At 48.9% G+C, this 16,928-nt stretch carries 14 protein-coding genes and 1 pseudogene; 3 read left to right on the top strand and 12 right to left on the bottom strand.

Annotated features, from left to right (window positions below; all coding sequences use genetic code 11):
- Positions 1-23: 23 nt before the first annotated feature.
- The 3 genes and pseudogenes from EGM68_RS24340 to EGM68_RS24350 form a co-directional block, all read right to left on the bottom strand.
- Positions 24-1,727, bottom strand: coding sequence for a glycerol-3-phosphate dehydrogenase/oxidase (locus tag EGM68_RS24340; RefSeq protein WP_129550366.1), 1,704 nt, complete (start codon positions 1,725-1,727; stop codon positions 24-26).
- A 225-nt stretch (positions 1,728-1,952) separates the two neighbouring features.
- Positions 1,953-3,445: pseudogene (glpK, locus tag EGM68_RS24345) on the bottom strand (glycerol kinase GlpK).
- A gap of 51 nt (positions 3,446-3,496) precedes the next feature.
- A complete protein-coding gene (locus tag EGM68_RS24350; protein WP_019688909.1) occupies positions 3,497-4,054 on the bottom strand; it encodes a glycerol-3-phosphate responsive antiterminator in 558 nt (185 codons plus the stop codon).
- Positions 4,055-4,359: 305 nt separating this feature from the next.
- Here EGM68_RS24350 and EGM68_RS24355 point away from each other — a divergent pair, with 305 nt between their 5' ends.
- A complete protein-coding gene (locus EGM68_RS24355; protein WP_129550184.1) occupies positions 4,360-4,857 on the top strand; it encodes a DUF1036 domain-containing protein in 498 nt (165 codons plus the stop codon).
- Positions 4,858-4,951: 94 nt separating this feature from the next.
- Here the strand turns inward: EGM68_RS24355 and EGM68_RS24360 are convergent, their stop codons facing one another.
- Positions 4,952-5,905 carry an alpha/beta hydrolase gene (locus tag EGM68_RS24360; protein ID WP_013373604.1) on the bottom strand — a complete coding sequence of 318 codons (954 nt, stop codon included), beginning with the start codon at positions 5,903-5,905 and terminating at the stop codon, positions 4,952-4,954.
- Positions 5,906-6,164: 259 nt separating this feature from the next.
- On the opposite strand from EGM68_RS24360, the gene EGM68_RS24365 reads away from it, so the two are divergent.
- The gene (locus EGM68_RS24365) at positions 6,165-6,800 is read left to right on the top strand and encodes an NAD(P)-dependent oxidoreductase (RefSeq protein WP_040102626.1); all 636 of its coding nucleotides are present in this window, start codon (positions 6,165-6,167) and stop codon (positions 6,798-6,800) included.
- A gap of 113 nt (positions 6,801-6,913) precedes the next feature.
- Here EGM68_RS24365 and EGM68_RS24370 read toward each other — a convergent pair whose 3' ends face one another.
- The 8 genes from EGM68_RS24370 to kduI form a co-directional block, all read right to left on the bottom strand.
- Entirely contained in the window at positions 6,914-8,074 is a 1,161-nt protein-coding gene (locus tag EGM68_RS24370; RefSeq protein ID WP_013373606.1) for a cation:proton antiporter, read from the bottom strand.
- Between the two features lie 331 nt (positions 8,075-8,405).
- The gene (locus tag EGM68_RS24375) at positions 8,406-8,981 is read right to left on the bottom strand and encodes a GNAT family N-acetyltransferase (protein ID WP_129550185.1); all 576 of its coding nucleotides are present in this window, start codon (positions 8,979-8,981) and stop codon (positions 8,406-8,408) included.
- Positions 8,982-9,029: 48 nt separating this feature from the next.
- The gene (locus tag EGM68_RS24380; protein ID WP_129550186.1) at positions 9,030-10,397 is read right to left on the bottom strand and encodes an MFS transporter; all 1,368 of its coding nucleotides are present in this window, start codon (positions 10,395-10,397) and stop codon (positions 9,030-9,032) included.
- Positions 10,398-10,489: 92 nt separating this feature from the next.
- Positions 10,490-11,641 (bottom strand): winged helix-turn-helix domain-containing protein, encoded by a 1,152-nt coding sequence (locus tag EGM68_RS24385; RefSeq protein ID WP_129550187.1) that lies wholly within the window; start codon positions 11,639-11,641, stop codon positions 10,490-10,492.
- Entirely contained in the window at positions 11,622-12,860 is a 1,239-nt protein-coding gene (locus EGM68_RS24390; RefSeq protein ID WP_129550188.1) for a CynX/NimT family MFS transporter, read from the bottom strand. The genes EGM68_RS24385 and EGM68_RS24390 overlap by 20 nt, the downstream gene beginning before the upstream one ends.
- A gap of 248 nt (positions 12,861-13,108) precedes the next feature.
- Entirely contained in the window at positions 13,109-13,885 is a 777-nt protein-coding gene (kduD, locus tag EGM68_RS24395; RefSeq protein ID WP_040102621.1) for a 2-dehydro-3-deoxy-D-gluconate 5-dehydrogenase KduD, read from the bottom strand.
- 49 nt (positions 13,886-13,934) lie between these two features.
- Entirely contained in the window at positions 13,935-14,579 is a 645-nt protein-coding gene (locus tag EGM68_RS24400; RefSeq protein WP_013373614.1) for a bifunctional 2-keto-4-hydroxyglutarate aldolase/2-keto-3-deoxy-6-phosphogluconate aldolase, read from the bottom strand.
- A 79-nt stretch (positions 14,580-14,658) separates the two neighbouring features.
- The gene (kduI, locus tag EGM68_RS24405; RefSeq protein ID WP_129550189.1) at positions 14,659-15,489 is read right to left on the bottom strand and encodes a 5-dehydro-4-deoxy-D-glucuronate isomerase; all 831 of its coding nucleotides are present in this window, start codon (positions 15,487-15,489) and stop codon (positions 14,659-14,661) included.
- 339 nt (positions 15,490-15,828) lie between these two features.
- Here kduI and EGM68_RS24410 point away from each other — a divergent pair, with 339 nt between their 5' ends.
- On the top strand, positions 15,829-16,785 hold the full coding sequence (locus tag EGM68_RS24410; protein ID WP_013373616.1) for a sugar kinase: 957 nt from the start codon (positions 15,829-15,831) through the stop codon (positions 16,783-16,785).
- The last annotated feature ends 143 nt before the right edge of the window (positions 16,786-16,928 follow it).

The raw sequence follows: 16,928 nt of genomic DNA on the forward strand, positions 1-16,928 counted from the left end.
AGGATACGCATCCTTAAGCTATATCAGATGACTTTAATGGCGCCGGGTTCGGCTTCTATCTCTACAGGTGTCACAGCTTCATACAGGTAAGCATCCAGCTCAGTCGTATATTGGAGTTCTTGCTCGGCGCTCCAGCCTGCGTATTCGGACATCCATGCAATGACAGCCTGTTTCCAGCGCTTCACCTCGTCAATTTGGAAGAACAATGCTCCAGTGCGACGTATGAAAAAATCAGACGGTGTCACCGTCATTTCCTGTTCCATCGCGTACAGAAGCGGAACACGCAATTCCACAGGTAGCGCCGCTTCCGTCTCGGTGGAGTTCTTCATGCTCTGTGTCGCTATAGCAAACAGTCGCTCCACATTTGAACCATAGCGAACAGCCCATGCTCTGGCGGTCTCCGGCGGCAGACCGAGCGCAGCGCCCGCTATGGCTTGCTTGCTCACGAAAGCGTCCCAACCCGCCGAGCCGCCTACACTGCCGCCCGAAATGGGGATATGCCTTGTGCGGCATGCCCGAAAGCTCTGCCCATGCAAGCGGCCTAATTCACGTACCGCACGATCCACGACGAGTTCGGACATTTTCCGGTAACCTGTCAGCTTGCCGCCTGCGATCGTGATCAGACCTGAACGGGATTCCCAGATTTCGTCCTTACGTGAGATTTCTGAAGGGCTTTTACCGTCTTCATAAATGAGCGGCCGTACCCCTGCCCAACTGGATTCCACGTCTGTAACCGTCAGCTTCACATCCGGGAACATCCCGTTGATCGCTTGAAGCACATACGCCCGGTCTTCGGCGGTCATCCGGGGATGCGCCGTATCCCCCTCATACACCGTATCGGTCGTACCTGCATAGGTTTTGCCGTCACGCGGGATCGCGAATACCATGCGTCCATCCGGTGTATCGAAGTACACTGCCTGTTGAAGCGGGAAGCGCCCAGCATCGAATACCAAGTGGATACCCTTCGTCAGGCGAAGCACCTTACCCTCTTTGGAGCGATCCATTTCCCGCAACGTATCTACCCATGGTCCGGCTGCGTTAATGACCAGCGAAGCCCTGATTTCGTATGGCTTTCCCGTTACCCGATCGGTTACACTGGCGCCGCTTATTCGTCCGCTGTCATACAGCAGCTTGTCAGCCTTGGCATAGTTCACGGCCAGCGCCCCTCGTGTAACAGCTTCCTTCATCACCTCAATCGTTAGGCGAGCATCGTCTGTGCGGTACTCCACATAACTACCGCTTCCCCTCAGTCCTTCTCTCTTCAGCAAAGGCTCGCGCTCCAGCGTAGTCTGGATGTCCAGCATGCAGCGGCGCTCACTACGCTTCACGCCAGCGAGGAAATCATACACCAGTAGCCCGATAGAAGTGGTGAAAGCATTAAATGTGCCACCCTGGTGAAAAGGAAGCAGCATACGCTCCGGAATGGTCACATGAGGACCATTTTCGAATACGATGGCTCGTTCCTTCCCGACCTCGGCTACCATTTTAACCTCAAATTGCTTCAAATAACGAAGACCACCATGCACTAGCTTGGTAGAACGACTGGATGTACCTGCTGCAAAATCCTGCATTTCCACCAGAGCCGTTTTCAAACCACGATCCGCTGCGTCCAGTGCAATTCCCGCCCCTGTAATGCCGCCGCCAATAATTAAAATATCAAAATGCTCACGCCCCATACGCTCCAAAACGGCCGTTCTCTCCTGCGCAGCAAATCTCTGTTCTCCCATCATCTATCCCTCCAACTTTGTACATGTCTGCTATCAATCTGACACCGAATCATCAAAGGTACAAAAAAAGACCACGAACATCGCTGCGGCGGATGCCGAGCGGTTCATGGTCTCTCCAAGTCTCCTGACGAGTATTAACTTATCTATATCGTAGCATACACAGTACACGATGAAAAGGGTAATCTGCCTGTTGTCAGATGACTGCCTACTCTCGTAAAGTCACCTTTACTTGAACGACATTGCGGCATGGACCGCCTTTTTCCAGCCACCATATCGTTCAGCCCGCACATCTTCACTCATGGTTGGAGTAAAGGTTCGATCACTTTGAGCATACCCCCGGACTTCATCCAGACTGTCCCAAAATCCAACTGCCAGCCCTGCCAAATACGCTGCCCCTAGCGCCGTTGTCTCGTTCACAGCAGGTCGTTCCACAGGCAGATCCAGAATATCGCTCTGGAACTGCATCAGGAACTCGTTCATCACTGCGCCCCCATCTACACGCAATGAATGCACAGGTACACCCGAATCGCTCGCCATGGCGGTTAGAACATCTTTGGTCTGGTAGGCCAGCGATTCCAGTACCGCTCGGATAAAATGCTCCTTGGACGTTCCCCGTGTCAAGCCAAAGGTCGCGCCGCGCACGTCGCTATCCCAATACGGGCTGCCAAGCCCTACAAAAGCCGGGACAAAATATACCCCCTCCGTCGAGGTCACCCGCGCTGCATACGCTTCACTATCTTTGGCCTCGCGGAACATGCGCAATCCGTCACGCAGCCACTGAATAGAGACCCGGCTACAAAAATGCTGCCCTCTAACGCATACTTCACCTGACCGTTCAACCCCCATGCAATGGTCGTAATCAGTCCATGCTTCGATTCACAGGGTTCATCTCCGGTATTCATCAGCATAAAGCATCCCGTACCGTATGTATTTTTAATCATGCCTCTGTCAAAGCATCCCTGACCGAACAGAGCTGCCTGCTGATCGCCCGCCGCTCCGGCAATAGGAATTTCCTGTCCAAAAAAATGATAATCCACTGTATTCGCATATATTTCGGAGGACGATCTCACCTCCGGCAGCATAGACGCAGGAACACCGAGAATATCCAGCAGTTCCTCATCCCACTTCAGCTCATAAATGTTGTACATTAGCGTACGAGCAGCGTTGGAGTAGTCTGTTACATGCGCTTTACCGCCGGACAGTCTCCAGATCAGCCAGGTATCGATTGTACCAAACAACAGCTCTCCACGCTCCGCCTGGGCTCGCGCTCCTTCAACGTTGTCGAGTATCCATTTGACTTTGGTACCCGAAAAGTAGGGATCAATGAGTAGGCCTGTTTTGCTATGGAATGTTTGATCAAGCCCACGGCTTTTCAAGTCCTCGCAAATCCCGGCTGTTTGCCGTGACTGCCATACCAGCGCATGATATACAGGCAGGCCTGTATGTTTATCCCACACCACCACAGTTTCCCGTTGATTGGTAATACCAATTCCAGCAATTTGGCTGGCTTTCACACCTGATTCCGACAGACAGGAGGCGATGACGGCCAAAATAGAGCTCCATATTTCATTCGCGTTGTGCTCCACCCATCCCGGCTGGGGAAAATACTGCGGGAACTCCCGTTGTGCCTTGTACACTACTTTTCCCTGCCGGTTAAATAAGATGGCCCGCGAACTGGTTGTGCCCTGATCCAAGGCAAGAATGTACTGCTCCGTCATTTTCCAATCTCCTTGCTTATTATGTAGGTTGCCCACTTGATTCAAAAAAAGCTATCGCTTATAGTGCTCAAACAGTTGTTTATTGGAGGTCGTAACCGCTGCAGCTCCCGCTGCCAACGCCGCTTCCACATCCTCAGGGGTACGAATAAGTCCGCCGGCCAAAATAGGAATACCCGTACGTTCACTGACCTCCGCAATCATCGGCGGCACAACACCGGGCAGCACCTCAATATAATCGGGGCGCGTTTTTTCCACCAGTGCGTAGCTTTTTTCCAGCGCAATCGTATCCAGCAGGAACACTCGCTGTACAGCAAGAATCCCCTTTTTTTTAGCAGTTGCAATCACCCCGGAACGGGTCGAGATAATCCCAAATGGCTTAATTTCCTGACACAAATACTCAGCGGCATACTCGTCATTCTTCAAACCTTGCACCAGGTCGGCATGCAGAAGCATCTGCTTATTGCGGCTCCGTGCCATCTGATATAGGTTGCGCAACTGCGCTACATGCGTATCCAGAAAAACAGCATACTCATAAGAGCTGTCCAAAATATCCTCCAACTGCTTCATGTGCTTAGCTGCAGGTAAAATGCGTTGTCCCTGAAATGGCATGGATATCCCCCTTAGGCCGAAGTCGGTCAAACTCGTTCAAATTTTATATTATCACTCTGTTCGACGAACGTGAAGCGGTCTCATAAGAATCCCCCTTCATACTCCATATGTTCCTTTATTTATAAACCGCGAACTCCCCATATGCCAATTGTGCGCTCGACTACTCCCACCTCTTTTACTTCCCTACCACAAAAACATTGAGATATTGCGTTTTTTTTGTACTTTTTGATCATCCATATGTCTATTACTTTTTCAGAAAATTCGCATAGATTGATATTAATCTTTCAAAGAATGGAGTGAATTGAATGGGTTTTTATGTTCGTAATAGTACGTCTAACCCTATTTCAGTTGCTGTTGGATACTATGATTCTGGTTGTAGTCCTATCACCTATGCTAAGAGAGGCTGGTACCGTATAGAACCCGGTAGACGCGCATTTCTTGTAGCTGGGTCAGCCGCAAACCAAACGTTTTATGTCTACGGACATGACAGTTTCGGTAATTGGTGGGGTGGTGATTTCTACACAGATGTTCCTAGAGAGGCTTTCACAAGATGCTGGATAGCAGGTTGCCAAGGCCAGGGCTGTAGAAATGTGGGGTTCGATGAGATCAATGTTGGCAATTTCGAAAACTACACACTAAACCTTGTAGATAGTACCCAAGGTGCATCTAAGTCAAGACGTACTCTAGTAGCGAAAAAAAGAAAAACCAATTTTAAATTAGGGAAGTTCAGCTTTATAAAATCACCTGGAAGAGTAGGTAAACTAGGCAAGACTAGAAAACCACTATATGGTAAACGCAAATAGAATGATATAAACAGAATCAAAAGAAGCCTCCCAGCCATGAGCTGGGAGGTGCTTCCTTACATACTAAATGTGTATTCCTTCACTCGTCATAAAACTAGCCCTCAAACCCTTGGCGCAGCCACGAGGTAGCCAGCATTATTGCACCGCGCTTGGCCGCGGTTTCCGACAATGGGTTCAGCATCACGAAGTCGTGTATGATGCCCTGAAAGCGCGCAGCGGTTACATCTACCCCAGCTTCACGCAACTTGTTCGCATAGGCCTCCCCTTCATCACGCAACACATCGGCCTCGCCTGTAATAACCAGCGCACGCGGTAGCCCTTTGAGCTGGTCAGTGGTAGCACGTAACGGAGACGCCGTGATCTGCGCCCGTTCGTTAGGATCTGTCGTATATTGATCCCAGAACCATTGCATCCCTTCGCGGCTCAGGAAATATCCTGTGGCGAACTCATGGTACGACTCCGTATCAAAAGAAGCGTCCGTCACTGGATAGAACAGCAACTGCTGCCGAATGGTAGGACCACTGCGTTCTTTGGCCAGCAGAGTTACAGCTGCAGTCATGTTACCACCGACACTATCTCCGGCGATCGTCAGCGTATCGGGCTTCAGCCCATGCTCGCGCCCATGCTGTGCCACCCATTGAACGACCGCGTAAATTTCCTCAATCGCCGTCGGATATTTGGCTTCAGGCGACAAGCTGTATTCCGGGAATACAACGGCTGCCTGTGAGCCTACCGCCAGTTCACGAATCAGACGGTCATGCGTATGAGCATTACCGAATACCCAGCCTGCCCCGTGGATATATACAATGACCGGGAGATCGCCTGTCACCTGTTGTGGACGAACAATTTTGACCTTCACCTCACCGCCAGGGCCACCTGGAATCGACAGGTCCTCCAGGTCTGCGGCAGGTTTATCTGCTGGACCGGATTGAACTTCATTGACCGTTTCACGTCCTTTTTCAGGACCCAAATCATACAGAAACGGAGGCTTGGCATTATCGTCTGCAAATTTTTGCGCTGCGGGCTCCAGCTGTACTTTTTTACTCATATCGTTTCACTCTTCCTTTCTGATCTGCGGTCTACATGTATTCAATATGGTTTACATTTACTTATTCAGTATCATCTTATATTTAAACGAGTTCCTCTCTTTCCAATCGGAGGACTCTATCTTGCCCAACAGAAGAGCTTGACTTTTAATTTGTATTGTAACTATAATAGTTACATATTAAAGTTCAAATATGAACATCATGCAACGCATGAATCAAGCAATTAAATCATCCAAATCATTTTTAGGAGGCTATTCTATTATGAAAATTGCAGTTATTGGTGCAGGCGGTAAAGCAGGAAGTAATATCGTAAAAGAAGCATTAGACAGAGGGCATGAAGTAACCGCCATCGTGCGTGACCCGGCTAAAGTCACGGACAATCGTGCTGCTGTAGTACAAAAAGACGTTTTTGACCTGAAAACAGATGATCTGAAGGGTTTTGACGTCGTTGTTAATGCTTTTGCCGCTCCGTTTGGACAAGAGCATCTGCATGTAGATGCAGGTAATGTATTGATTGAGGCTCTCCGCAATGTATCCGGTACTCGCCTGATTGTTGTAGGTGGTGCAGGCAGCTTGTTTACGGATGAATCCCAGACACTCTTGGTAAAGGATACTCCTGACTTCCCTGATTTTGTATATCCAACAGCTCATAACCAAGGGAAAAACCTGGAAATTCTACGCGGTACCAGTGACCTAAACTGGACTTTCATTAGTCCTTCTGCAGAATTTGCTCTCGGCAAACGTACAGGCTCTTACCAAGTGGGCAAAGACACCCTGCTGGTTAATTCCAAAGGTGCAAGCTATGTCAGCTATGAAGATTATGCTGTTGCCGTAGTAGACGAAATTGAAAAACCACAACATCTGAATCAACGCTTCACTGTCGTATCCGAGTCCTAATTCTGCAGCTGAACCGAACATTCCAACATAAAAAGACCCTTCGGTTACACTTTCCATCCTGCTTGGAAAATGAACCAGAAGGGTCTTATTGTATGTCTAGTCTGTCCAACCTCTTACTTCTCAATCTGGCTTACAGTCTTGCGATCACTAAAACATAGCTTAAGAATTGGAGGTGCAGCCAACGTCGTCAAAATAACGGCAATGATAACTGAGGTAAAATACTGCTGTGCCAGCAGACCCGTTTGCAACCCGGTGGCTGCGATAATAAGTGCAACTTCGCCGCGAGATATCATGCCAGAACCAATCGCAAGCGAGGAACGGGTATTAAAACCTGTCAGCCGCGCGCCGATGCCTCCTCCGACTAACTTCGTCACCAGCGCTATCAATGTCAAAACAACAACAAACCCAAGCTGCTGCCCCACTCCCTCAAAAGATACATTTAAGCCAATGCTGACAAAAAATACAGGAACAAAGATGGAATAAGCGATGGGCTCTACCTTTTCTTCTACGACATGCTTAAAACTTGTTTGCGAAATGGCAATCCCGGCAGCAAAAGCTCCGATAATACCCGCCATACCCATCAAATCTGCAAAATATGCAAAACCGAAGCAAATAACCATAGCAGCAGTAATCACAGCTTCTGTCACTTTGAGGGGGGCAAGTATTTTCATAATCCATGGAACAACGAACCAGCCACCCAGAATAGCCCCCACGAAGAAGATCAGCTTCTTGCCAACAAGAAGTCCCAGCGAGGTTTGCCCACCCATGCCGAATATACTCATCACTACCGCAAGCAGCACTACGACAAGCACATCATCCAGTACGGCTGCACCTAAAATGGTCGAGCCTTCTCGAGTATTCAGCTTGTTCATATCCTTGAGCACCTGCACTGTAATGCTTACGGAAGTAGCGCTCAAGACAATCCCCAAAAACCATCCTTCATGTACTGAAAATCCAAAGGCTTCACCGACTGCAAAACCACAGAGCAACGGCAAAATAATCCCCCCGACCGCCACTGCTACCGCAGGCTTCCAGTTGCGCCGAAGCTGATCCAGATCCGTCTCCAGCCCGGCAATGAACATCAACAGCAACACGCCGATTTCAGACATATCATGAATCAGAGAATCATTTTGCACCCATCCCAAAACTGCCGGGCCCAGTACGATACCAGCGATCAGCTTCCCCAATACCGCTGGTTGACCGAGCTTAACCGATAGATGACCGGCTACTTTTGTAAACAACAGAATCAACAGAAGATACAATATAAATTGCATAGGTTAATAACCTCCTTTTATTTAATCCTTGACCTCATTTGCGCATCATCTACAACATTAAAGAAAACGGATAATCATAAAATGCAGAACAATCGTCCAAAATATGTGTCTGACCTTAAAGAGACCAACAACTCGCAAAATAAAAAGGGAAACCCGAATACAGCACAGGTTCCCCTAAAAAGACATAAAGGAGCCTTGGTGACAGGCTCCTCCGGTAATTCATATATTCATTTGATGTTGTCGGTTATCCTTGCGCAAACAAGTAACTTTATCTTTTAATTATATCTCTTCTGCAAACCCGTGTAAACGTATTGAATCAATTTTCTGCTTGTTACACATATCTGTTGCGATATTCATGCTGCAGCATACTCATCAAAATCGAATCGTGGTATTGGTGATTGTAAAATAAAGCATCCCGCTGCACACCTTCACGCTTAAAGCCTACTTTTTCATAGCAGCGGATGGCCTTTTCATTAAAATCAAATACATTCAGCTCAATCCGATGCAGGTTACAAATGCCGAACCCATAGTCCAGCATTAACACAAGCGCTTCGGTGCCGTAGCCTTTGCCTTGATCCCCCTGCTCATTGATCGCAATACGGATGTTGGCGCTGCGATTCAGGCTATCCATATCCTGTAATGCAATATCGCCGATGACACGATCATCCTCCTGAAGTGCAATGAGAAGCAGCAAGCTTGAGGAATCCTGCCCTTTACCTTCAATGTAACGGGCAATTTGCTCTTTGGTAAAGCTTCGCTGTGTGCCCGTCAGTCTCCGCACTTCCCGATGGAACAATGTATTATAGTATAGCTCGGTGTCCTCCACGTTAATGGGACGCAAGTACACCCGCGAGCCTTCAAGTAGTCGTGCCACTGGCGTTGTAGATGAAGAATTTTGAATCAACATGATCTCTCCTATGCTAAAAATATAAATTGCTAGAATGGAAGCAAACGATTACGCTAGATCAACATTTTGTTCAGTAGAAGGGGTAGGATTAGCGAGAGACTCGCGCCAAATTACGGATTGAAGCAGTAGTCCTGCCAAACCTAGGATTCCTACAGTCATTCCGATCCAGACAAAAGCCGTCCCCGCCCCTGCTATTCGGATCAATACTCCCCCAGCAAGCGGCGAAATGACCATGATCGCTCCAATCACGGTACTTTGGATACCAAAGACGCGCCCCACCATATCAGCAGGGGTTTTGGCTTGTAATATGTAATTCTGGGTGATAATGTACAGGCCGTTCCCCACACCTAGCATGGCCCCGATCGTAAGCAGAACAGGGAGTCCTGTCCCGGGTTGCGCCCAGCCCAAAGCGGCAATAGCTCCGCCAACCAGCACATACCCTCCACCGAGCCCCCAGCCTGCGCTTATACGATTCAAGCGATTAAGCACAAGCATGCAGCCGACGGCGCCAGCACCTATAGCTGAAACCAGCCAACCGAGCAGCGATTCGTTGCCCGGAGCGAGCACTCGCAGCAATGTAGGGAACTGGTAGTCGATCATAAGAATGGCGATCAAACCGAACAGGCCGAATATGAGCGTATGCAAAAGCATTCGACTGCGCCAGAGGAACGCCCAGCCCTCCCGCCACTGGCTGAAAAAACGGGATGCGTGAGCAGGCCCTCCCTGCATCTTGGCATCATCTGCCTCATCCGCTGTAAGCGATGCCGACTTCCTTAGCTGCGCGTCAGCACCAGCAACCGCTTGCTGGTCTGTGGTAGCCAGCGTCGGGCCGATGCCACGCAGCGGCCAGAGCAGCAGGCCAGAGCAGAGGCGCAGCAGTGCATTCAGGATAATGCATGCTTGCGGAGACAGCACAGTCAGGGTCATGGCGCCCAGCAAGGGTCCCGCCACTTTGGAGGCCTGATTGACCAGCCCATTCAGTGAGGTTGCACGGAACAGGTCGCCACTGGCGACTACTGTACGGGTCAAGCCTTGCTGTGAAGGCATTTGGAATACGCCAGCCGCCGCGCGCAAACCAAGCAAAGGCAACAGCCACGCCGGACCTGGGACGGCGAGAATCGCCAGCGTCAATAAGGCGATAGCTGCATCGCAGATGATCATCAGTCGGGCCTTATGCACCCGATCGGCTAACGTGCCTGCAATGGAACCGAGTAGTAGACCCGGTAGTGCCATGACTACCGGAATCAGCGCAATCAGCATGGGATCGGCTTCCCAGCGGTAAGCAACAAGCACCTGAATGGCGATAGCATCAAACCAATCGCCAAAGGAAGCAGCCGTATGGGCCGCAAACATTCGCCGAAAACGACCGTTACGCCAAATGCTGAGCGTGGATTGCAATTCTTTATTTTCCTTCATTTCTACTCACCCTGCTCTCATTTTCTGCTTCTTTAGCAATAAGAACATTCTAGCGGGCCTATATCAGAGGAAAATCAGACAGCTAAAAAAAGTCAGGCCCCAGAAAGGATCTGCTCCAGCCAGCGTCTTAGCGCCGGACGATGCAATGTTAAATTATTGTCCCGATCAAGCCGATTATATTGAGCCGCGTATTTCTCTTCCAACATGGGATAAGAGCCACAGAGCTTCAAAAAACCGCGAATTTGGCAAACCGCCTTGATTTTTAGCAGTTCCTGTTTCGCCATATCAAGGGTAACTAGCCCCTCATCCATGAGCCGCTCGGCGTTGTCCACATCTCCAGTACGCAGCAGCATAAGTCCGCGCATCATGCGATAACGACCCAGTTCACGCAAATACGGAGCTTTCGACAGCATGCCTTCCAGACGATCAGAAAGTTCAGCAGCCTTTTCCATGTGATTGGCAACCAGATGCATGTACATCTCCATGAGCGCAACCGGCATCACAAATTTATCGAGATCATCCCGCTCCATTACCATTAAGGTCAGTGGTAGACCTTCCTGTGCACGTTCAGGTTGTCCATTTTCCACATAAGCCTCCAGGATATTGAGGATGCGTAATTCGCGCTCTTGGTCACTGGACAGCAATCCACTGACAAGCGCACGCTCACATAGAGCAAGCCCCTCATCCGTTACCCCTGCTGTGCCCGTATATAGCAGCAGCATCCAATACAAACGGTCCGCGGGTGCAAAATCCTCCTGCTTCAAGAACCAAGCCACATCTGCCTGTACAAAACGGGTATACATTTGATAAAAGGAGGACATTTGAAAACCCATCTGCTCCTGCTGGGCAGCCAGTGCTACGATGGAATTTCCCTGTCCCAACAGCTGGTATTTGCGGAATAGTCCATGTACGGCGTCTTGCACCTCCTGATCGTGCAAGGACGGATGGTTCTGTTGCTGCACGTCAGTCAGGGTCAAGCTGTAGCCATACCCTCTAACCGTATGAATACGAAGTTCAGTCCATGCCTTAAGTTTTTTGCGCAATCTGTAGATATGATCATCCACGGTACGCTCCACTGGATATTCCAGCGGCCACACACGATCCAGCAGTTGTTCCCGGGTGAACACCTGATTCCGGTTATCGTATAGAAAGCGCAACAACGCAAACTCTTTAGCCAACAACATAACACGATCTGCATTATAGACCACGCTATAGCCATCTGCATCAAATTGCAGCCTGATCATCCACCTCGCCTCCGACATATCGTTTCTTGGCTGCACCCAGGCCTGTAAACATGAGCAGCACACTCAGGCACAAGAGTAAAAGCAGCGGAATTGTCCAGCCTTGTGTCGCATCATGCAAATAACCGAATAGTGTCGGTCCTGTCGCTGCCAGCAAATAACCAAAGGATTGCGCCATACCTGACAGCTCTGCGGCCTGCTGCGGTGTCCGGGTCCGCAAATTAAAGAACATCATGACTAGCGGGAAAGCAAAACCACCTGCTATTCCAATACAAATAACCCAAACCACACTCCACTGTGTAGCCCCGAGCAGAAATCCACCCAGACCGATAAAATACAGCACTGCCATAATCAGAACCAATAGCCGCTGATCCTTCACTCGCGCTGCCCAAATAGGAACAATAAAAGTAAATGGCATTTGTGAAAATTGCAGCACAGACAGCATCCATCCCGCAGTCTCTGAATTCATTCCCTGTCCGCTCATCATTTCGGGAAACCAGGCAGCAGGAACATAGAACAGGGCAGATTGCAGCCCCATAAACAGCGTCACCTTCCAAGCCAAAGACGATTTATACACATTCACTGTTCGGGCAGACACCGCTGCTTGATTAGCCGTTCGGCGCACCTTAAGAAGCTGGGGCACCCAGAGTAAAATACCTACGACGCCAATAATCGCCCAAATCCCTAAAGCACCGCGCCAGCCCATTCCTCCATTCAGAGCCAGCGGTATACTCAGACCGGATGCTGTTGCAGCGACCACATTCATGGATACGGAATATACGCCGGTCATCAGTCCGCTGTTGCGGGGGAACTCCTCTTTGATTAGGCTGGGCAGCAAAACATTGCATACAGCAATAGCCAGTCCCAGCATCGCAGTCCCGACAAATAATGCAGTCACTCCTAGCGTCGAGCGCACCACAATACCTGTGGTCAACAGCAGCAAGGCTGCAAAAATAATAAGGGAAGACCCGAAGCGGCGCGACAGTTTGGCTACAAAAGGCGACAACAGTGCAAAAGCAAGCAGCGGTAATGTCGTTAACAGACCACTTAGTGTATTCGAAATATGCAAAGAATCCTTAATCAAACCGATAAGAGGTCCTACCGAAGTAATCGAGGCGCGCAGATTGGCACCCACCAGGATGATCCCTGCGGCAAGCACCCAAGGCCCTGCATGCCACAAAGATTTGTATACCAAAGCTCGTTGGTGTTGCTGTGAACTCATCTCTCCATTCTCCAATCCATTCTGTATTATGCTCAAAGGCTCCAACCAAGTGTAACGGCTGGAGCCTAGGCAATTTTTATCTCATTAAATTATAAAGGCATTCGTGTCATATGCATAGGACAGATCGACACAGCGTCCTCAATCTCAAGTTCAGCTTATCGCTTCATCAAACAAATAAAAGCTGCCTGAAAGGATGATTTCCTTTTGAGGCAGCTTTCAGTTCATCACTTCGATGTGAGTAGCGCTGCTTAACGTACCAGCCAGCCGCCATCCACCGCCAAGATATGACCGTTCATGTAGTCCGAACCCTGACTGGCGAGGAAAACAACAACTCCCATCAGATCAGACGGATCACCCCAACGACCAGCAGGAATACGCGACAATATTTCTTGATTGCGATTTTCATCCGCACGAATTGGAGCTGTGTTCGCCGTAGCAATATAACCAGGGGCAATCGCATTAATCTGAACGTTATGAACCGCCAGCTCGTTTGCAAATGCCTTGGTCAAGCCAGCCACTGCGTGCTTACTTGCTGTATATGGCGGAACGAACTTGCCGCCTTGGAAAGCAAGCATAGAAGCGACATTAATAATCTTTCCGCTTTTTTGCTCTACCATTATCTTCGCCACTTCCTGGCTCAAATGGTATACAGCATTCAGATTGATTTCCATAACAGCGTCCCAATCTTCATCTTTATACTCCAGCAAAGGAGCGCGGCGGATCGTACCCGCATTATTAACAAGGATATCAATTTTGCCAAATTCCTTGACGCACTCTTCTACAAGTTTTTTAATGGATGCTTTTTCAGTCAGGTCAGCCTGGTAAAAGGCAAACTTTACACCCGTTGGCTCCAGCAGAAGTCTTGTTTCTTCATAATCATCATTGTTAGCTACAATGAACAGGTTTGCGCCTGCTTTGGCTAAAGCCACGGAATATCCTTGACCTAATCCACTGTTGCCCCCTGTTACAATCGCCGTTTTACCTTTTAGACTGAAAAAATCCAACGAAAAATTGTCCAGACCCATGCCTACGCCTCCATCACAAATTAGTATAAAAACCTATATTTCCTGAAGCCTACAACGCTGCACGTACTTCTTTATATTTAGCTACATAACGCGCTGCATTTTCTGTGATCAAGTCGTAGCGACCTTCCTTGGCTGGAGCCGTCAAATTGCCTCCAATTCCCACAGCCACACATCCGTTACGCAGCCAGGTTTCCATATTATCCAGATCAACGCCACCCGTTGGCATAATCTGCACGTGAGGCATTGGTCCTCTCACGGCCTTAACAAAGTCCGCCCCCATCGTATTGCCCGGGAACAACTTCACGACATCACTGCCCAATTTCATGGCTTCCTTGATCTCATTCAGCGTCATACAGCCAGGCATATAAGGAATCGCGTACAAATTGCATAGCTTCGCTGTTTCTTCTTCAAAAGAAGGACTCACAACAAATTCTGCTCCGGCCAGAATAGCAATTCTCGCCGTCAGTGACTCCAGTACAGTTCCTGCACCTATAACGGCCCGGTCCTTAAATTCGTCTCTCAATCTTCGAATGACCTGATCCGCATCCGGTGTGGTAAACGTAAGCTCAATATTATCCAAGCCGCCTTCAATACAGGCTTTGGACATTTGATACGCTTCCTCCGCTGTGTTTCCCCGAATGACTGCGACAACACCAACCGAAGTGATATGTTCCAAAACTTTCTTTTTCGTCATGTTCCTGATCCTTTCCACGAATGGGATGACCATGGTTCCTCAGCCGCTTGCAGGTCTACGCTCCAATGCAATGACCGGATTAACGCAGCTCGCTCATGGCTACCTGATCCATGTCCTTGTATGTTTTATTTTCACCGGCCATGCCCCAAATGAAGGTATAGCTACCCGTAGCCGCACCGCAGTGGATAGACCAAGGTGGGGAAATAACGGCTTCATCATTTTTCATGACCAGATGGCGCGTTTCGTTCGGCTCACCCATCAGGTGGAACATTCTGGCGTTCTCATCCAGCTCAAAGTAGAAATACACTTCCATGCGACGGTCATGAACATGTGTTGGCATAGAGTTCCACACACTGCCGTTCTCTAATGTGGTCATACCCATAACCAGTTGGCAACTTTGAATGCCTTCATCATGGATAAAGCGACGTAACGTGCGGTTATTGGCTGTTTCCTGCGAACCCAAACTTTCAGACGGCACATCGGCAAAGGACTGCTTCGTCGTCGGATACGTGGTATGAGCCAAGGCTGAAACGATATAGAACTTCGCAGGTTTCCCACTGGAATCGCTTTCAAAGATCAACTCCTTGGCACCTTTACCTACGTAAAGACAGTCTTTTGTGGCCAGCTCGTAAGTTTCACCATCCACCTTGACCGTACCACTGCCGCCGACATTAAAAACACCCAGTTCACGGCGCTCCAGGAAAGTTTCCGCTTTGATTTGATCGTTACCTTCCAGTGCAACAGATTTATTCACGGGGTGAATGCCCCCGATAATGACACGATCTTCATGCGTATAGACCAGCTTTACTTCCTCAGGTACAAAAAGCTCCTGGATCAGATAGTGCTGACGCAACTCTTCAGTCGTAAAATGCTTGGCATGTTCGGGATGAGTTGAATAACGCATTTCCATAAAAACATTCCTCCTGTTTAGATAAACTTTTTTATCAACGGAATTGTTATAAAAGCGGTTTCTAACTCTACTTCTTAGCTAGAATTGTAATAATTATCTAAGAGGGTGTCAACCCAAAACTTCATCAATCCTAGAAAAATCCTTATATTCGCGAATTTTTACATACTTTTTACCTTTTGATAAACAAGAACATATTTTTTTATCTATTTTAACCAAAAAGTTTTTAGCAAATATATCAACTTACTCATTGTGAAAAACCGATTTATGTGATAATTTCATTTTATTCAAGTGGTGCATACGCTTACAGATTAAGTTTACTAAACATAAGGAGGAATTCAAATGACCGCAACATTGGATGCTGTTACCTTCGGAGAACCCATGGCCATGTTTTACGCCAATGAAGCAGGCTCTCTGGATGAGGTGCGTTCATTCACCAAAGCGCTAGCCGGGGCGGAGACGAATGTTTCGGCCGGTTTGTCGCGTTTGGGACTACGAGCCGGACTCGTGACCAAACTCGGCGAGGATACGTTCGGCAAGTTCATTGCCGATGCACTGCGTCAGGAGAAGATTGACACCCAAAATGTCATGTTTACCAAAGACCACTCTACCGGGATGCTGATTAAATCCAAAGTTACCAGCGGCGACCCTGAGGTCGAATATTTTCGCAGGCATTCCGCCGCTTCCACACTGAGCATTGCTGATTTTAACGAAGCTTACTTTGCCGGGGCTCGCCACCTGCACTTTACAGGTATTTCTGTCGCACTTTCCCCTGAATGCCGCGACTTCGCCCGACATGCAAAGCAGTTTATGAAAAAGGCAGGCAAAACCGTATCCTTCGATCCCAACCTCAGACCCAAGTTATGGCCTGACACACAAACCATGGTGGAGGCGATTAACGAAGCATCCGAGGGTTGCGACTGGCTGCTGCCAGGCATTCATGAAGGTAAAATATTAACAGGCTATACTTCGCCTGAAGACATCGCTTCGTTCTACCTCGATCGCGGCACCTCGCTGGTGATCATCAAGTTGGGAACCGAAGGCGCCTATTACAAATCCGCAGATGCAGAGGGATATGTCAAGCGTTTCCGCGTAGATCATGTCGTGGATACCGTCGGCGCAGGTGACGGCTTTGCCGCAGGTGTTATCAGCGCACTGCTGGAAGGATTACCCCTGGCTGAAGCAGTCAAGCGCGGTAATGCGCTTGGTGCGCTGGCTGTCATGTCAGCCGGAGACATGGACGGCTATCCGACGCGAGCCGAATTGGAATCTTTTTTGCTCAGCGCCAGCACCAATTAGTTTGGGTTTATTCCCCGCATAACCTTCACCGCTATGAGCGCAAGCTCAACAAGGCCGAATCCTAAGTCAGCCTTAACTTCCAATAGCCCGTATTCGCATTTGTACGACCTGAGCAGCATACGCATACTTAGGTCGTACAAAGG

The sequence above is a fragment of the Paenibacillus sp. M-152 genome, assembly GCF_003856555.1.
Lineage (GTDB): Bacteria > Bacillota > Bacilli > Paenibacillales > Paenibacillaceae > Paenibacillus > Paenibacillus polymyxa_C.

Excerpts from the sequence above, each read along its gene's own strand:
- EGM68_RS24385 (WP_129550187.1), bottom strand. The coding sequence starts at position 11,641 with ATGATCAGGCTGCAATTTGATGCAGATGGCTATAGCGTGGTCTATAAT.
- EGM68_RS24390 (WP_129550188.1), bottom strand. The coding sequence starts at position 12,860 with ATGAGTTCACAGCAACACCAACGAGCTTTGGTATACAAATCTTTGTGG.
- EGM68_RS24370 (WP_013373606.1), bottom strand. The coding sequence starts at position 8,074 with ATGCAATTTATATTGTATCTTCTGTTGATTCTGTTGTTTACAAAAGTA.
- EGM68_RS24365 (WP_040102626.1), top strand. The coding sequence starts at position 6,165 with ATGAAAATTGCAGTTATTGGTGCAGGCGGTAAAGCAGGAAGTAATATC.
- kduI (WP_129550189.1), bottom strand. The coding sequence starts at position 15,489 with ATGGAAATGCGTTATTCAACTCATCCCGAACATGCCAAGCATTTTACG.
- EGM68_RS24380 (WP_129550186.1), bottom strand. The coding sequence starts at position 10,397 with ATGAAGGAAAATAAAGAATTGCAATCCACGCTCAGCATTTGGCGTAAC.
- EGM68_RS24375 (WP_129550185.1), bottom strand. The coding sequence starts at position 8,981 with ATGTTGATTCAAAATTCTTCATCTACAACGCCAGTGGCACGACTACTT.
- EGM68_RS24355 (WP_129550184.1), top strand. The coding sequence starts at position 4,360 with ATGGGTTTTTATGTTCGTAATAGTACGTCTAACCCTATTTCAGTTGCT.
- EGM68_RS24340 (WP_129550366.1), bottom strand. The coding sequence starts at position 1,727 with ATGGGAGAACAGAGATTTGCTGCGCAGGAGAGAACGGCCGTTTTGGAG.
- kduD (WP_040102621.1), bottom strand. The coding sequence starts at position 13,885 with ATGGGTCTGGACAATTTTTCGTTGGATTTTTTCAGTCTAAAAGGTAAA.
- EGM68_RS24350 (WP_019688909.1), bottom strand. The coding sequence starts at position 4,054 with ATGCCATTTCAGGGACAACGCATTTTACCTGCAGCTAAGCACATGAAG.
- EGM68_RS24400 (WP_013373614.1), bottom strand. The coding sequence starts at position 14,579 with ATGACGAAAAAGAAAGTTTTGGAACATATCACTTCGGTTGGTGTTGTC.
- EGM68_RS24410 (WP_013373616.1), top strand. The coding sequence starts at position 15,829 with ATGACCGCAACATTGGATGCTGTTACCTTCGGAGAACCCATGGCCATG.
- EGM68_RS24360 (WP_013373604.1), bottom strand. The coding sequence starts at position 5,905 with ATGAGTAAAAAAGTACAGCTGGAGCCCGCAGCGCAAAAATTTGCAGAC.